Below are 16,381 nucleotides of genomic sequence, written 5' to 3'. Positions count from 1 at the left end.
TCCCCGACGACGGCAACCTCACGACCTTGGAAGAAGGATCCATCGCGGGTGGCGCAGTAGGAGACGCCGTGACCTGAGAGCGCATCTTCGTTGGGAAGCCCGAGTTTACGATGCGCCGAGCCGGTGGAGATGATTACAGATTGGGCAAGGTAGACCTCACCGTCGGTGGCGTTGACCCTCTCGACCGGGACCTTCGAGTTCGAGCTTTGTTGCGTCCTCGAAAAGGGTCTCGGACCCGAACCTCTCCGCGTGGACTTGGAAGTTCTCCATCAGGTCAGGGCCGTCGATCCCTTCGGGAAAGCTCGGATAGTTCTCGACCGCAGTCGTTTTCATCAACTCACCACCGGACCCCAGCATGCTCGCCAGGATCAGGGGCTTGAGGTTGGCCCGTCCGGTGTAGATTCCGGCGGTGTAGCCGGCCGGTCCGGACACGACGATGATGACGTCATGGATGTGAGTTTCGGACATGGTCCGCTTTCTAGGGCGCTGAAGCCTGCTGGAAGCAGCGGTCTCCTAACACGTGTGCGGCCTCTGCCTGATTGCTCACCGGCGCTCAGCAAGAGATCACCATTGTCAGCGCTCCTTTGGTGTGCAACGATTTGCGTACGTTCTTTCCCAGCAGCCAGGCTTGTAGCCAAAGGAGTCACTGTGACCGAGCAAAGAACTGAATTTGATCCAAGGCTGGCTGGGAAGCTTTTGGCACTCCAAAGGTTGCAGCGCTACGGGATCGACCACGATGAGGGCCAGCTTCTGAAGTCAGAAGTAGTTGACGCAGCAATTGAAGAAGCATTGGAAAGTTTGCGCGGTAACGAACCTCTGGAATACATCGAATATCTTGCTGAGACTGTGGCGTTCGCTTCCATGGCGCGAGAAATCAGTGGTGATCGGGGCATCCGTCAGGAGTTGCTGATGCGCATCAAGGACATACTGCGTGAGGTGTTCGACGGCCTAATCTATCGGTGATGGGTAACCCGGAGCAGGCAGGGCAAAGGAAGGCGGAGACGATAGGCCTCCGGCTAGCGGACTATGACCGGTGGAAGCAGTTCTGCGCCTATCTCGGTGGTGGTATTGGTGCCCTCGTCTTGTTCGGCGACTTGGCCAAGGATTCATTCGAAGCTGCTCCACACTGGATGAGAGCGCTGTTCATCACACTCATTCTGAGCGCCGGCGTATTCCTAGGTAGAGCTTTCTTTGGTTACGTGTTTGCGGCCGCGGAGCTGTCGAAGAAGCAGTTGAACGATGGCATAAAAGTGGCCGATCCGGTGCCAGATGATCGTTGGTTTAAGTATCCGCAGGCCTCTTTTGTTTGCTATTGGGCTTCGCTTGTACTGGCCGCAGCCGCAGCCGTTCTACTTTGTTCAGCCGCTTGGCAAACGTGATGCTTTGAGAGTCGGAGCAGATATCCTTCTGTTTGGCCCTCTTCATCTGCGCCCATCATGGCTCTCCTCCAACAACTCGCGGAAATGCCACAGCTTCGAGAATTGACGGACGCATGGATCGACACCGCCCCCTTTGCCGTAGACGCACCAACCCGACGAGAAACACCTCCATGGGAGTAACCGAGCAGGCTAGAACGCCTGCGCGGGGAACGGAGGAAGGTGGTCGTCCCTGGTCTCTATGCGCACGATGTCTTTAAGCCTGCGTCGCCACGCGTCGGCTGACTTCGGTGCAGGGTCGCTAAGCCTCGCCCAGTGTTCAATTCCGAGATGCAGCGACGGCGGTACGAAGTCGGGTCCCCTGCCCTGCCATGGCTGCTGGGCCTCGTGCTCGGATGGGAACAAGAAAGGTACTAGCAGGTCAAGCTCGTCAAACGACTCGTAACCCATCCCGATCAAGGCGAATCGGAAGCTTAGATAAGCCGCCAGGTCCTTCTCCGATCTCATTGCTCTCATCACCATCACCAACTGGTGCAGTGGAATGACGCCAAGTTCTGCCACAAGCCCACCGACCAACGGAAGGCAGTCATGACGCCAGACAGCGCCCCCGTAATCGTGAAGCGGCACTGCCAAACCATAGATGGAGCCTCCCGGCGATGCCCAGGGCTGGCCGTCCACGGTGATCATCGCTCCAGCGGCCAAGGCCTCCATCCGCACTTTAACCTGGTCCGTCGCTTTGCCGACATCGGTCTGAAAGCTATTGATGACGCTGGTGGTCTTTGGCGAGGCCACCATCGATTTACACTCGCCGATGTAGGTTGAAGCCGCCCCTCGTAGGACAAAGTCAGTCTGGCCTGGATTCTTGCTAGCGGGTATGGGACACGCTGCTTCCCCGTCGCCCACCGCCATGTCGCTGGGGACGGTTATTTGCAGTGAGCGCCGTACTGTGGCCTCGAACAGGTCAGACCGATCCTTGTCATCATTCAACAAACGGCGCGCAAGACTGAACAGGGCGAGTTCCAGTCGACAACTCGCTTCCCGGTCCGACACGGGCATAACCCCACTAGTAAATCGAACGAACGGGTATTCCTCGTTGCGGAGATCGGACATCAGAGCGTCCGAAGGACGACCTCTAAGAAAACCTGGCGACAAAGAAAGTGCATCCAGAAGTGCAAGAGCATCCCCCGAAAGCTCAGGTACTCCAACGGCAGGGCCGGCCGAGACATCGGCGTCGCGGCTTCGTCCTTTCGCTTCCACCCACCTGAAAATCTCGCCCACCGCATTGGGGGTGACGATGCTCAATTCTGCATACTTGTCGCTTTTGTCCGCGACTTCGTGGGCGACGGACATGCAGATGAGTTCCGACGCCCACCGCACGTGAACTGCGACGTGCATGTAACGTCGGGCGGATTCAAACCACGGATTCGTATCGACGCCTCGACTGACCTCGAACTGGGCTTGCCGGAACCTGTTGGCCAGAATATCCGCTGCGATCCACTCGGCAGACGCCGCAACGAAGCCCTTCAGGGCACTGGAGTCGCAATCGGTCCCGCCTGCGGCCGCCGCGATCATCCACTGCAATCTATTGAAGCCGGCCTTCCTGCCGACATACAGCCCTTCAGTCGTCTCTCCTAATACTGACCAGAGCAGGCCGCTATCAAGAATCACCTCAGGAGTCAGCGCCTTGAGCCAGTAATCCACCCTGCGGCGGGATTTCCTCTTCGATTCATCCAGGACGGCAGCGGCCTTATCTCGGCTATGGACCGCCTGGCCATCGCCAAATGCACGCAACGTTTCCTCAGCAACACCGGAGGGCAAAAAGACATAATCTTCAACTTCATCGGCGCGCCTAGAAGCCACGCTAACCAGGCTAGCGGCTGACTGCATATCGGTCATTCCGTAGGATTTCCCTTCCTTGGGGGTTTTGTAGGGCAAGCCTATGCCGTCTCCGCGAGTTCGCGAGACAGCCGGTCAGCAGTCCCGATTTCAACCGGACACTATTCACATGGAGAGCGGCATGAGCCGCTAAGCCCTACATACCATTTTGAAATCGCTGCCACCAGTGAGAAACGTACGTCACACAGAAGGCCGCGAGGATGACAGCGACGATGACGCTCCGGGAGTCATCTTGCGACTACACGGCTACCGAAGTCTTCGGTCTCGGCCCGCCCCAACCATCCACCTTGGAGAGGTGTGACTCCGAAGCAGCACACTCATGTCGTTTAGGCCGGAGATCACCATGAAGAAGCAAGACCGCACAACCGCCCCAGTGAAAGCGAGGCACCGGACACACGAAAGGCCCCCGAAGGGGCCCTTCACAACAAAAATTTGTCCACGCTCTGAGGCCCAAAAAGGGCCCCTGAGCTGGGAAAACGTGCCCGAGGTTGGCCTCGAAATGCATTCCAGACACCGGAAACACAGGGAAGTTCCCAAAACATGCCGAGAAGAACGCCCCAGTCCGGCACCGGTACGACAGAGTCCGACGGGATGAGTGTGCACATTGTGCATACCCATTTTTCGGCTTTGAACCCGCTTCCCAGCCACGCCCAAGTTGTTCAAACGTCCGGGAATAGGTTGCCGGGTCAGGCGATCTGGATCCGCTCGTCGCCGAGTTCAACCTCGACACGAAGCCGGCCACCGACCGCTTCGACGTATTTCCGCAGCGTGTCGACCTGGGCGCGGTCGATGTCGCCGTGCTCAATGCGAGAGATCCGGTTCTGGCTGACGTGCAGCCGTGCAGCCAACTCGACCTGCGTCAACTCCGATGCCTCGCGAAGTTCCCGAAGCCGGTAAGCCCGGACCTCATCGAGTAGATGCTTCTTGTGGGCGTCCACAGCAACCCGGTCAACAGCCCGCTTGGCCAGCATCTCTTCGATCGTCTTTACCATTACGATCCTCCTTTCAGAATTCTCAGATGATCATCGAACAGGTCATCCGCAATCGGGATATTCGTTTTGTACCACTTGCTCCAGTTGCCGGCCTTGTCACCTGCAACAAGCAGGATCGCATGCCGTTCAGGGTCAAACGCGAACAAGATCCGCAGCTCCGACCGGCCACTCGACCCCGGCCGAAGTTCCTTCATATTCCTGTGCCGCGAACGAACCACCGTATCGACCAGCGGACGGCCAAGCTGCGGCCCACGCTCGGCAAGTAGCTCCAACGCGGCAATCACCTGCTCGTACGAGTCCTGATCGAGCGCAAGCAGCCACGACTCCACCAACTCAACGTCAATATCCCACACCGACTCCATGATACAACCCAGAGGTTCTACAACCCAAGGACTATATTCATTGGGAGCAGACACTCGCCTAATCCGTCGTCAGCTTGCTGAGAAGAGCTGGGTTCGCTTCTGAATAGTGGTCCGGAGGACTTTCTTTCGATCGTGAGTGAGAATTCCGGGACCGCGCAGGACGGAAATAAGGTGATCACCTTGTTGACGAGTTCCCTGCCCGCTTCGTCCTGGCGTGGTGGATGTTTGGAAGCTTCTGGATTGATTGTCGGTGAGGTCTTCGGTGCCGATCTGCAGGTCCGGCGGATCCCGTAGAGCTGGTCGCCCTTGCGTCCACGGTGACCGAGGTCGGCCTGCTGGGCCATGCGGCGGACTTCACCGACCTTGCCTGATTCCAGTCTCAATAGATGGAACGCATCCGGCACGGTGGCGGCTTCGGGCACTTCGTCGCGGATAGCGACCCCCAGAACTCCCTATGAAAATCGCATTTTGTCCATTCCGAAACGAGCCAACCTATCGAGCCCCAGCGATCGAGGGTAATGTGACGAGCTCGTGAGCGAGGCAGGTATTTGAATAGTCACGTCGTACTTGAGATACGCCTCGTAGACTAGCGCGTGACGCGGTACGTAACGAATTGGAGGCCCGCTCGATGAGCCAGCTGGATTGGGATGAGGCGAAGCTGCCTCGATCTACAGCGGACTGGGAAAAGCTGCTCCAGGCCATCGTCAAGCACGACAACTACGAATCAGAGTGGCTTGAACAGAAGTCCCAGGGCGACCCAATGAAGGGCGAAGATCTGGCAAAGTTAGCCAAGTGCATTCTCGCAATGGCCAACCGTGATCCAGGTGATGCCGAGCGGTACATGGGTGGCCACGGGCTTATGGTTTGGGGTATCAACGACGGCCAGCTCGCGGGCCTTTCCCGGACCGAAGACCACCAGCTCCAGAGTCGCCTGGAGCCATATCTCACTCCTGACGGACCCTACTGGCGGGGAATCCGGCTACCTGCGCTCAGTTCTGATCGCGAGATTTTGATCATCGATGTCGCACCTCCGCTCGAGGGGGACCCGATGTATATCTGCCACAAGGACGGTGCAGGAGTTGCAGACGGAGACGTCTACGTTCGGTACAAGACGGAGTCCCGCAAGGCTCGGAGCGCGGACCTCAACCGCCTGCAAGCAAGAGCCAAACCAAGGACTCCGGTGCCGGAAATCGCGGCAAGCCTCACGTCTCCGCTCTATCAGGTCGTTGACGACCCAGCGCATGACGAAGAGTACATACGCAAGATTGCCCAAAGTCTTCTCCGGGCCCTGCCAGAAAAGAGCTCTTCATCGATACACGGATCGTCGTCGCAGCAGCTCGGCCTCGCTGATAAGACTCTGATCGAGGCGTTCGCCACACTGCAATCGATAGAAACCCGGTCTCCCGAGCAATATAGGAATCAAATATCGCAGTGGTCCGACAAAGCCCTAAATAGCCTGCCGCGAATCAAGCAGCTGTTCCTCGCGACGAGTTTGCCCGATGCCGTCATCCGCATCGACAACCGATCCGATAAGTTCATTAAGAGCATGCAGTTCGACATTCACTTGGATCCCGGAATCTCAGCAGTCCAGGCATCTGAGAAGGAGTTTTCTCTTTCGGACGAGATGCCATGCAGGCCACGGCGCTGGGGGCCAACCCCCACTATGCCGTTAGGACTCGGTGCGTTCGACACAAGAGCGCACTTAAGATCAATATCGCGCATTCCCAATATTCGAGGTAATGTTTCCACCCATTTTCAAAACGGACCTTCCAACGTTCACGTAGTTGTGCATATCGATGAACTTCGGGCCCGTCAGACCGTGTCAACCAATGCGCGTATAGCCAAGCTTTACGTAGAAGATGGGTCCACTGGCTCAGTCTCGGCGACTTGGACGGCGACGATGGCCGACTACGACGGAGTTCTGAGGGGCGAATTCATGACGTCGGCGAGTGGCGTATTTGAGACGTCGCAGATGTACGGTCGAGAGTAACCCGCCAACTTCGACGGCGGATCTTTACCTGGCTCTCGAACTCACTCAGGTACGACAAGTCGGAACATGGAGTCGCTCCGCCTGACACCACGTCCGGCGCTTCATTATCCCCGGCCGGTCGCCAAACGGAAGATCTCCGACTCGACCTGTGCGCGCGTCCGACCATACGGACGGCCCCATTCCTCCAGGATTGCGAGGTAACGCTCGTAGGAGGGTGTCTTGGTCCTGTCCAGGGAAACCTCTGCGGCGCTCTTGAGCCATCCAACTATCTGCTTGTCAAAGATGGGAGCAGCGTCGGAGCTGTCGGCCCCGTCCACCGCCGAACAGAAGTAGAGCCACTTCGTGAAGTACGACGGGCCAAGATTACGGAGCGCGCCCTCGTTGTTCATCAAGTAGAACGCATCCCGCGCGCCGTCGTTACGCACGGACCTGGCTGCTGCCTCAAGCTTGACTGCAACCACCGGATCGATCGGCAGAGAGGTTACGTCGGCCGAGGTGTCTGTGGTTTGAGTAAGGATCCAGCGTGCACGGAGAGCACCAAGACCGCCCGGACCCCAACCCCACACCATCACGGCAACGAATGCCGGGAGGACACGACGGGCGTCGAGTTCCTCAGTAGCAGTTGCCAGTGTCGTCTCCCGGCTCACACGCTCGGGAAGACGCTCACGGAGCGAAAGTACCTCCGGAAGATCGTGGCACTTGCTTGCTCCACGACTCCCGAGTCCACGGGAAAGAGTTCTGCGGCCGAAGTTCAGTCTCGAGGGCCTCGGCGAGCGATGAAGGTATGCTCGGAGTAGTCATGGACCAATACTTACCTATGGGTCTGACATTTCTCATGCACGGTCCGCATCGTGCACAGATCGAGCCCTCGCAGGCCGCCTTCTGGAACGGTGGGGCGCTTTTCGTTTCGCCGGCTCCGCGACCTGTCGGAGGATGTCATTAGGCTGGCTACATGACCTCTCAACTGCGAGTACTCGACACCGCCTCGGATTGGCTGTATTCGGTCCTTTCGAATCCCGACGGCGACGTCGTCCTCGCGAGCCCCTACCTCTCCTATGTCGTATGCAGGAGCATCGCCGACGCGGCGATCGGTTCCTCCCGCTCATGGATCCTCTACACGACGCTGGATCCATTTGCCGTGGCGAGCGCGTTCCTCTCGGTCCCGGGAATGGTGCTCATGCTCGACGCGGGAGCCGAGGTCCGCCACGTTGACCGACTTCACGCCAAATGCTTCATCGTGGGCAACCGGGGGATCCTCGGATCCGCCAACCTTACCGGAGCAGGACTGGGCAGCTCGGTGAATGCGAACCGCGAGCTTGGTGTCGAGCTGGATTCTAGCCAGATCGAGGAGGCCCGGAAAATGATCAGCGCCTGGCCTTCCCGATCCATATCGAAGAGCGATCTCGACATCTTGGCCGAGCAAGCCAAGAAGCTACCGACGCCCGCTCCGATAGTGAGGGGTCAGGATGAAGACTCAGCGCTTCTTGACGTCGAACGGCTCCTTGCCGATGCTCGGGAACCGGAGCGATCTCTCTGGGTGAAGGTTGAGGACGGCGCTCCGGTCTTAGACCATTGGCGGCAAGAGTGGAGATTTGCGAACCCCGGTTCAAAGCGGGGAGACAAATGGATCGGAGAGCCCACTATCAAGACCGGCGATCTCGTCTTCATCTGCGCGACAGGGACCAAAGACTGCTACGTCGTAGTCGAAGTGACAACGGATCCGGAGCTTCTGCCGGAGGACTACGTCGAATGGGCTGCTTACCGGGAGGGCGAGGACCCGGAGCGATGGCCCTGGGTCAGCCGCACCAGGCCACGCCTTGTTCCTTCGAGTCTCATCGATTTCAAGTACGAAGACCTCCGTGGAGGAAAGAAACTACCTCGTGGAAGCCGTTTCCGGCTGAGCCCTGAGGAGTTCGTCGCCGGTGTCCGAGCACTCGCTCAACTGCCGACGGAGTGATCCACTCGCCATAAGGCGGATCATCCGACCCCTATGGCATGGGGATCCTTCGCGTCTCGGGATGAGGCACATTCGCGTTGAGCACCGCGTGCCTTTCGTCGAAGTGCGACAGCAGCTCCTCGAAATCGGTCGCGTCCCGACGTTTTCTGTTGGCTAGTGTAGATCCGCTGGACTACGCCTTGAGCGTTGCAGAATAGGGGCATGAGTCACGATGCACAACTGCCCGAAGAGTCTGGGATCCCTGGAGGACGTCGTGCTGATCTGGTTCCTACGGATGGCTTGCTTCCGGATCGGTTTGAGGATTTCACGGAGGATCTTCTTGTGGCCACAATATCCGTAGCTGAGCCTGCCCGACGTGTGAAGCGTGTCCAGAGATGGGCCACGGAGTACATTGCGGAGGCATTGACCAAGGACTGATCTATCGAATAGGAACTGAAGTTTGGGGGCTTCACGGTGCACGTGATCATTGCGGGAGAGTCGGTGCCGATTGACCGGTCGGCCTTCGTTGATCTCCCGGAGAACTCCGTGATGAACGGGCGGGCGCCATACACCCACGCTCTCGAGAAATCCAAGATCCAATACTCCGAACTCCTGACGCTTGCCCGGAAAGCGGAGGTCCCGCACCCACACCCCGCGTGGACTTGCCCATCCCCACCGGTGTCACCGGCGGTACAGGCTCGAGCGCCGCCCCATTCACAAACATGAGCTTGACATGGCCGGCAAAGGCGCCGCAGCAGAAGCACCAACCGTCGCCGACCCCGTAGTACGACATGCCCCACTTCACGGAGCGCCGGAGGTTGGGCAGCGTCTTTGCCGCCAGGGCGTCGACCGTTTCGGCGATGCCGCGCTGCGGCTGTGGCAGGCTGGCGATATATGCGAAGACCGGCTTGTCGGCCGACCGCCGCTTTCGCGGGGCTTGCCCTCGCCGTCATGGCTTCCGGCCGCGTGACCGCGACGTCGGCCGCAGATGAACGCGTGGCCGGCTTGTGGGCTTCCCTCTTACCGGTCTCCCTGCTGGTCATAGAGAGCATTATTCCTCACGCATCGCGGGAAGGAAGCTAGGGCGCATCTCCGATCCAGACGACAACCGACCAGCCTCGAAGTCCAGTTATTTAGGAAACCGATGCAAGTATGAAACGCCAACCAACCCGGACCGGAAGAAGAGTCCGGATCCCACACACCTGGACTCTGCCGACGGATCAGACCCAAGAGCCCAAAGACGTTTCCGCTGACAGGAACGCCCAATGAGACCAAGGATCCAGGCCGCGAAGTCATGTCACGTGCAACAGAGAACTGCATGAAGCGGTGTCGGAGACACCTGCAGGGAGGGATCAAAATCCAGGAGGAAAAGCCGCCCGTGCACAACGGTGTGCACGATGTGCACGCGACCTTTGGCCGGACAAACACACGATGAGCCCACACTACCTGGTTCGCAGAAGGCAACTACCCGAGGACGATCCTCAACGAAAATTCGGCATCGTCATGTCGTCACCGCACCTCCTGGCGATGAATGAGTGAGCACCAACAACTGGCCACCGGAAACAGCAGGAAAGGACAACACATAACCCGAGATTCCACTAGGCGCACAGGCCACCTGCAGGCACCCTGACCCCGCCACCCAAACAAGCGAACAGGCCACCGCGGGGCCACGCACAAACCGCGGCCGACGTCAGAGGGACCCGCAGAGGATCAATGTCCACACATTAAAGGCAAAAACCCCTCTGACGAGGGGTCATGCTGTGCCCGAGGTGGGACTCGAACGCGGTTCCGGGCCTTGGGAACACTGGGAAGTGGCGGAAACATGCGGAATCCGGGCCACACCGGTGGCTGAACGACCCAGTCTGTCGTGAAAAGTGTGGACATTGTCCACACTTCTTTTTTGCCCAGTCACGACTACCCCCAAGGCCGTAGCCTGCCATGAAAGTTCGAGCGAAAGCACCATGTTGCCGGTGGGCAACCACACAGCGATTTCCATCAATCGATTCACCTCCTTCCATATCCTTCATGGCCTACCGGTCCTGAAAGTAAATGACAGAGATCAACAACCTGAGGGCCACATCGGAAGCCCGACGGGCTGCCTCAGCCAACCGTGGGTTTCACTAGACAGACACAAGGATTTGCCTAGACGGAGTTCAGCGGAGCTCAAGCAATTCATCCGGCACGAATCGAGGTGCTGTCCGGCTCACCGATGGCCAGCGGTCAGCTTCATCGCCCCTTTCGGCACGGTAGTCGTCAGGCATGAACTCCGACCACGTAGCAGTCTCTCGTCTTCCAAAGGTAAAGACCTTCTCCTGGCTTTATGCTTAGCCCCCCTTTGCTGGGATTCCCAAATACCATTCGCTGCCCAAGGGTCCAGTGCCTGCTCGCCGTCCTCGGACTTCAGCCACAAGGTCCGCGTTCATCACGAGCATCAAGCAGAAGCTGCTCCACAAGTGCCAAGGCAGAAATTCTTTCCATGTCACCGGGGGCAATCGTTTCGCACGAAGCCAGGCGCAGGCATACTCCCGTATTCCCGCCGCGCAAACAGCCAGAGGCCGACCCTTCCAGGAAGAGGGACGGCGTCCAGGCCAACGGCTCAACATGCCGAGCCATGAAACCGCTGTCACTCCGCCCTCTTAGAGCGAGTCAAGCACCGCACTGTCGATCGACTCGATTCGCTCGTGGATCGACCTCAACCCTGCATCGCCGGCCACATGAGCGGATGCTGCGGCCACAGCAAGATCGATCGGCTTCAACTTCGTTGGCCCTTGTCCGGACGCTCCCAGGCAATACCCCGCGACGAATGCGTCACCGGCCGCAACAGCTACCCGCGCCTCAGCGACCGGACAACTCGTCAGCATGATCGCGTCATCCCAACGGTGGACAATCCCGCGCACCCCTAGGGATACGACGGGCTCGTCGACGCTGTGTGACACCATCCAACGCAGCCCGGCGATCGCTCGTGACAAGAGTGGGTCATCGACTCGCACACCAGGAATCGCGCCCGCCTCATGCTCATTTGGCTTTGCCATCGCCACGACACCCGTGCGCACAGCCTCGACAAGGGCAGCCCCCTGCCCGTCGACAACCACAGAGCCGCCGGCCGCCACGACAGACTGTGCCATGCGAGCCCATGTGTCGACGTCCAGACCGTCTGGGATTGCGCCGCTCAAGACCACGATATCGCCAGGACTCACGTCGCAAAGCAGCTTTGAAAACAGCCGATCAACTACTTCCGACGAGACTGGGCCGAGTCGCGGTCCGCTCGCGTGCCCCGCCATCGCGCCCAAAGATTCACTCGTAAGCGTGAGGTTATCTCGTGTCAGGCCCGGAACAGCGAAAGTGTCGACGTGAACACCGTCAGCCGCCGCCGTTTCTCGGAACCTCCGCTCGTCGAGATCACCGACCAGGGAGTAGGCGTGCGCTTCCGCTCCGAGCGTCTTGACGAAGCGCGCGACATTCATTCCCTTGCCTGCAGCGTGAACACGCCACGACATCACCCGACCAACTTCACCAGGATCGATGCGGTCAACATGTACCTCGTGGTCAAATCCTGGGCTAAGGGTTACCGTGCGGATCACGCGCTGGCCGCTGCGAGCCACGTCTCGAGGTACGCTGCGACACCGTCATCGTGATGGCGCGCGGTGGTGACCGTCGCCGCGTCCAGCACAGCCTGTTTGCCGTTCGCGACGGCGATGGAAGTTCCCACGGCGGCGAAGGCCGGGATGTCATTGTAGTTGTCGCCAAAAAAGTAGCAGTCGCTCTTGTCATAACCAAGCTCTTGGGCGGCAGCCTCAACGCCGAGTCCTTTCGAACAAGCCGAGTTGGCGATCTCGAGGTAGGTGTCTTTCGAACGGTACGTTACGACATTGGGCTCGGTGCTGAGGAGCGCCTCTATCCCATCTATCAACGACTGCTCACCCATGCACATGACCTTGTGCGGCGGATGTGCATCTACCCGACCAGACGAAATGTACTCCTTCGACAGCATCGCGTTCGGCGAAACCCCCGTGTTGTTGATTTCACGAGCAGTCCACGGATCATCGTCCCAGACATGCCAATCCTCACCAGCGAAGAAGCTAGCGTGCAGGCTAACGCGGGAGCAGTATTCGGCGATCCTCCGAGCGTGCTCCGGTGCGACGGCGATATCGTGCACAACTGCACCTGAACGGGACAGCACGAGTCCGCCATTGTAGGCAATCAGCGGCTCGTCGGCACCGTCGTACAGTCGCTCGAGGATCCGCATCGACTCGGGCATCCGCGAAGAACAAAGCACGAAAGCATGCCCGGCGGCTCGGATGGCTCTGACAGCATCGATCGTGCGGAGAGATAATGTTCGGTCCGGGTTAAGAAGTGTACCGTCGATATCTGTGCAGAACATGGCCATGGCTTGGGTCTCCTCGCGCGGTGTGAACGATTAGGTCAGGTGTGGGTTTGCGACGGGCAGCCGGGTCCGATCGTCGACGATCGGTTCCCGCAGCACAAGCCCCTCGACGTTGCAGTCACGCATATCTGCGCCGCGTAAATCGGGAGACTCGAATGTAGCGTTTCTCAAGTCGGCGGCGCGCAAGTCAACGTCGCGCAGGTCCGCGCCTATCAGGCGGCCCCCACGCAAACTGGCGGCCCGCAGATCCGTACCTCGAAGAACAACCGAAGTGCCAGAGCAATCCGATAGGTCGGCGCGCCTCATGTCCGCACGTTCCAAAACTGCACGGTCGAGCACCACTCGTGGAAGCCGGACATCCGCGAAGGTGGAGTCCATGATCCGAGCTTCGCTGAAGTCAACATCAGAGCCGGCGAGGCGCGCGAGATTTGCATTCGTCCAATCCACGTTCCTCACCTTGAGCGCATCGCCAGTCGCACCGTGGAGATTGAGACCAACGGCCCAAGAACGGCTCAGATCTGTCCTCGAGAGCCTTGACTTGCGGAGGTCTGCACGTGTGAGGTTGGTCGAAGTGAGATCTCCACCGCTGAGATCTCGCGCGGCGAGGATGATCCCCGCCAGGCTCCTGCCCGGTATACGGATCTCAGTTAGGTCAGCCGCGGCTATGAGCGTCTGGACGAACCGCTGCTCCTCAGCAAGTCGGTGCTCACGTTCCGCATCGACCCTCGCGACCGCCGCCTCTACATATAGAACAGCCACACCGATCACCGCGCCGACCCCGAGATTGATTCCTAGATCGGAGTACTTGTTGCCTTCACTTGGGCCTAGGGCCCACATTGTCATGCCGACAACAAAGATTACCGCGACAAGGACCAGCGCGGGCAGGCTCGTCGATCGGATCCTTGACCAAAGCCGACTCATGCGGTTGCCGCCTCCGCCTCGATTGAATCGCGGATCAGGGCCGCTCGATCTTCCTCCCCGTTGGCCTCGAGCTCGATCGCGATTACCTCCAGCAGCTCGTTCCTTTCAAGGTCCTGGGCGTCAGCTGCCGAGGTGAACCATTCAAGCGCGCGCGGGAGATCACCGGTTCTCAGCGCGATCTCCCCAAGCACGATCTCGGTCTCGCGAATACCTTGCGCATAGCCAATTGATCGATGCCCATTCAGTGCCCGCTCGGCAGTCGCATTCGCTTCGGAGAACGATTTCTCATCGTGAGCGAGAGTCATGAGGAATGTCGCCTTGTACTGCCAACCAATCGCTTGGGACCGAGCCGAACCGACCTGAGTGCTCCACGAGATCACACGCTCTATGTGTTCGAGCGCCTCATTCGCTTTGCCTGCCCGGCGAAGGGTCTTCGCATAGGGTACGAGAAAACGGTGACTCGCCACGCGACCGTCCACGGTGTCGATAGCCTGTCGGTAAAGGCTCTCCGCCACGGAGAGGTCGCCGGAAACGCGCGACAGCTTCGCTTTATTCCGCAGTGCCCGGGCCCGCAGGGGGCCAGGCGGGAGGTCATTACGCATTGCAAATGCTTCATCAACGTGTGTGATGTACTGGATCCTGTGACTCTCGGCGATGGCTGGCGCGATCCCCGCCTGTCGTTCGTATTGTCGGCCATGTAATTCGGCCAAATCACATAGCACTTCGCATAGAGCCTCCGTGTCGCCGAGCGCCTCCGCGAGTCGGCGACTCTCTTCATACGCTCGGAGAGCCTGGTCGATCTCACCCTCGAATAGGAGCACGTCGCCCAGTAAGTCAAGCGCCACGGTCCTGATCGAGGATGGATTGGCCTCACCGGTCAGTTGCGAAATTAGACGCCCAGCCTTTGCAACTTCGCTCGCACTTATGTATGCATTCACGAGCTCAAGCTGAATCGAGGCCCTTGAGTCGTCCCCGTCGAACACGACACCGTCCGACGACTCCAGCGCTTTCCCAAATAGCGCTGCAGCCTCAGTGGAAGCTCCCGTGGCCTGCGCGTTGCGAGCCGCCCTGAGGAGGTACGGAAAAGCATCTGAGTACTTGGCAGCCAGATACAAGTGCTCTCCGATCAATGCGTCCCAGTCCTCGTTGGAACTCGCCCGCAGATTGGAGATGACGCCTGCAACCTGGGCGTGTAACCGGCGCTTCCGCAGTCCACTAAGCTGCGCATACAGCACGTCACGGATCTTGCCATGTGAGAATTCGAAGGACTCGTCACTCGTCTGGAGTTCACGAATTAAGTCCACGTCGAGGAACTTTTCCATGTCGCGCAGGAGTTCGTCCTCGCCTGCCTCCATCAAGCCGTGAAGTACTGCAAAAGCAAATCGTCGGCCGACGACTGCGGCTAGTTCAAGTTCGTGCCTCTCTTCGACGTCGAGCAGGTTCAATCGAGAAGCAATAACCTCTTCCACGGAGTCGGGGATGTCCCAGGAACCAATGTCTCCCTCGAACAACCAGACATCTTCGACTTGACTCAGCGAGACTCGACCGGACCTCGGGTCGGGAGAGCAGAGCATTCGGATCAGTTCCCGGGTAAAGAGCGGATTCCCCTCAGTCTCTTCGTAAAGCTTTCTAGTGACCTTCTCCGGTAGTTTAGCGGGACCGCCGAGTAGTGATTCCAGGAGTGCCCCGAAGCCAACGTGGTCGAACCCTCGGATCTCGTGATGCTGGTAGACGCCTTCCATACGCCGGGCAGAAGCGATTACAGGACGGACGGGGTGAGTGGGTTCCGCTACCCGGTCGGAGCGAAATGCCCCGAGGATGACGACCGGACCTTCATTCAGACGTGAGACTAAACAGATCAGCGCGTCAGCGCTCCCAACGTCCAAATGTTCGAGGTCATCGACGAATAGTAGCCTCGGCGGGGATCCGGTTTTGCGATAGTCACCCATGATCACGTTGGTGAAAGTGGCCACGATAGCCTCTCTGCGGCTGGCTGGATCAGCAGAAATTGATTCGCTCACGGCCGCCATCTCGACCTCGGACGAACCGGATCCGAACTGCTCGGCGACTAGTTCTCCCACGGGGCGGCCCCCCGCCATCTGCCGTACGAGTTCGCGCACCGGGAAGTAGCTCATCCCCTCATGGAAAGGTTCGCATGCCGTGCGGACGCAGTCATAGCCCAGTTGTTCCGCTGCCTTCAACACCGCTTCGGCAAGTGCCGACTTTCCCGCCCCGCTCACCCCGCTGAGCATGATCACCGCTCCCGCGGGACTGGTTTCTCGTCTGCTCACGCGTTCGAGAGTCCTGCTGATCTGCGCCAACTCCGCGTCTCGGCCGTACAACCCGCCGACAATATTGCGATTCACCGACACCCCAAATATGCCCACATCGCACCGGATAGGCGATAGTGGGTTCATGCTATGGGCGCCTCAGGCGGAGGTCAAGGACTCGCGTTGACTCATGGAAAAGGTCCGCGGAGCCGGGTACGTTGCCTCATCGGAAAAGGTCCGGTTGGGGTTGGTTG

General features: G+C 59.0%; 15 protein-coding genes. 5 read left to right on the top strand and 10 right to left on the bottom strand.

What is annotated here, in order from left to right; translation table 11 throughout:
- Positions 1 to 156 precede the first annotated feature (156 nt).
- Complete coding sequence (locus SB659_RS16780) at positions 157 to 468, bottom strand: NAD(P)/FAD-dependent oxidoreductase (protein ID WP_410551139.1); 312 nt, start codon at positions 466 to 468, stop codon at positions 157 to 159.
- 180 nt (positions 469 to 648) lie between these two features.
- Between SB659_RS16780 and SB659_RS16775 the strand changes: the two genes are divergently transcribed.
- Both SB659_RS16775 and SB659_RS16770 read left to right on the top strand, forming a co-directional pair.
- On the top strand, positions 649 to 963 hold the full coding sequence (locus SB659_RS16775; RefSeq protein WP_410551138.1) for a hypothetical protein: 315 nt from the start codon (positions 649 to 651) through the stop codon (positions 961 to 963).
- Entirely contained in the window at positions 963 to 1,379 is a 417-nt protein-coding gene (locus SB659_RS16770) for a hypothetical protein (RefSeq protein ID WP_410551137.1), read from the top strand. The genes SB659_RS16775 and SB659_RS16770 overlap by 1 nt, the downstream gene beginning before the upstream one ends.
- Before the next feature lie 189 nt (positions 1,380 to 1,568).
- Here the strand turns inward: SB659_RS16770 and SB659_RS16765 are convergent, their stop codons facing one another.
- From SB659_RS16765 to SB659_RS16755, 3 genes are all read right to left on the bottom strand, one after another.
- Positions 1,569 to 3,272 (bottom strand): hypothetical protein, encoded by a 1,704-nt coding sequence (locus SB659_RS16765; RefSeq protein ID WP_410551136.1) that lies wholly within the window; start codon positions 3,270 to 3,272, stop codon positions 1,569 to 1,571.
- A gap of 686 nt (positions 3,273 to 3,958) precedes the next feature.
- On the bottom strand, positions 3,959 to 4,264 hold the full coding sequence (locus SB659_RS16760; RefSeq protein ID WP_410551135.1) for a helix-turn-helix domain-containing protein: 306 nt from the start codon (positions 4,262 to 4,264) through the stop codon (positions 3,959 to 3,961).
- Positions 4,264 to 4,626 carry a type II toxin-antitoxin system RelE/ParE family toxin gene (locus SB659_RS16755; protein WP_410551134.1) on the bottom strand — a complete coding sequence of 121 codons (363 nt, stop codon included), beginning with the start codon at positions 4,624 to 4,626 and terminating at the stop codon, positions 4,264 to 4,266. The genes SB659_RS16760 and SB659_RS16755 overlap by 1 nt, the downstream gene beginning before the upstream one ends.
- Positions 4,627 to 5,254: 628 nt before the next feature.
- Between SB659_RS16755 and SB659_RS16750 the strand changes: the two genes are divergently transcribed.
- Complete coding sequence (locus SB659_RS16750; RefSeq protein ID WP_410551133.1) at positions 5,255 to 6,616, top strand: RNA-binding domain-containing protein; 1,362 nt, start codon at positions 5,255 to 5,257, stop codon at positions 6,614 to 6,616.
- A gap of 104 nt (positions 6,617 to 6,720) precedes the next feature.
- On the opposite strand, the gene SB659_RS16745 is transcribed toward SB659_RS16750, so the two are convergent.
- Positions 6,721 to 7,371: a hypothetical protein gene (locus SB659_RS16745; RefSeq protein ID WP_410551201.1), complete on the bottom strand. Its 651-nt coding sequence runs from the start codon at positions 7,369 to 7,371 to the stop codon at positions 6,721 to 6,723.
- A 197-nt stretch (positions 7,372 to 7,568) separates the two neighbouring features.
- Here SB659_RS16745 and SB659_RS16740 point away from each other — a divergent pair, with 197 nt between their 5' ends.
- Both SB659_RS16740 and SB659_RS16735 read left to right on the top strand, forming a co-directional pair.
- A complete protein-coding gene (locus tag SB659_RS16740; RefSeq protein WP_410551132.1) occupies positions 7,569 to 8,573 on the top strand; it encodes a hypothetical protein in 1,005 nt (334 codons plus the stop codon).
- Positions 8,574 to 8,774: 201 nt separating this feature from the next.
- Positions 8,775 to 8,990 carry a hypothetical protein gene (locus SB659_RS16735; RefSeq protein WP_410551131.1) on the top strand — a complete coding sequence of 72 codons (216 nt, stop codon included), beginning with the start codon at positions 8,775 to 8,777 and terminating at the stop codon, positions 8,988 to 8,990.
- A gap of 46 nt (positions 8,991 to 9,036) precedes the next feature.
- On the opposite strand, the gene SB659_RS16730 is transcribed toward SB659_RS16735, so the two are convergent.
- The 5 genes from SB659_RS16730 to SB659_RS16710 all read right to left on the bottom strand — a co-directional run bounded on the left by SB659_RS16730 (position 9,037) and on the right by SB659_RS16710 (position 16,274).
- Positions 9,037 to 9,378 (bottom strand): hypothetical protein, encoded by a 342-nt coding sequence (locus SB659_RS16730; protein WP_410551200.1) that lies wholly within the window; start codon positions 9,376 to 9,378, stop codon positions 9,037 to 9,039.
- A gap of 1,810 nt (positions 9,379 to 11,188) precedes the next feature.
- On the bottom strand, positions 11,189 to 12,154 hold the full coding sequence (locus tag SB659_RS16725) for a PfkB family carbohydrate kinase (RefSeq protein ID WP_410551130.1): 966 nt from the start codon (positions 12,152 to 12,154) through the stop codon (positions 11,189 to 11,191).
- Entirely contained in the window at positions 12,130 to 12,933 is an 804-nt protein-coding gene (locus SB659_RS16720) for a Cof-type HAD-IIB family hydrolase (RefSeq protein WP_410551199.1), read from the bottom strand. Before SB659_RS16720 ends, SB659_RS16725 begins: the two co-directional genes overlap by 25 nt.
- Positions 12,934 to 12,969: 36 nt before the next feature.
- A complete protein-coding gene (locus SB659_RS16715) occupies positions 12,970 to 13,779 on the bottom strand; it encodes a pentapeptide repeat-containing protein (RefSeq protein WP_410551129.1) in 810 nt (269 codons plus the stop codon).
- 74 nt (positions 13,780 to 13,853) lie between these two features.
- The gene (locus tag SB659_RS16710; protein ID WP_410551128.1) at positions 13,854 to 16,274 is read right to left on the bottom strand and encodes an ATP-binding protein; all 2,421 of its coding nucleotides are present in this window, start codon (positions 16,272 to 16,274) and stop codon (positions 13,854 to 13,856) included.
- Positions 16,275 to 16,381 lie beyond the last annotated feature (107 nt).

Origin of the sequence: Arthrobacter sp. SIMBA_036 (genome assembly GCF_046535135.1) — a bacterium.
In the GTDB taxonomy this organism is placed as follows: Bacteria; Actinomycetota; Actinomycetes; order Actinomycetales; family Micrococcaceae; genus Arthrobacter.
This window is presented reverse-complemented; position numbering and strand designations above follow the sequence as displayed.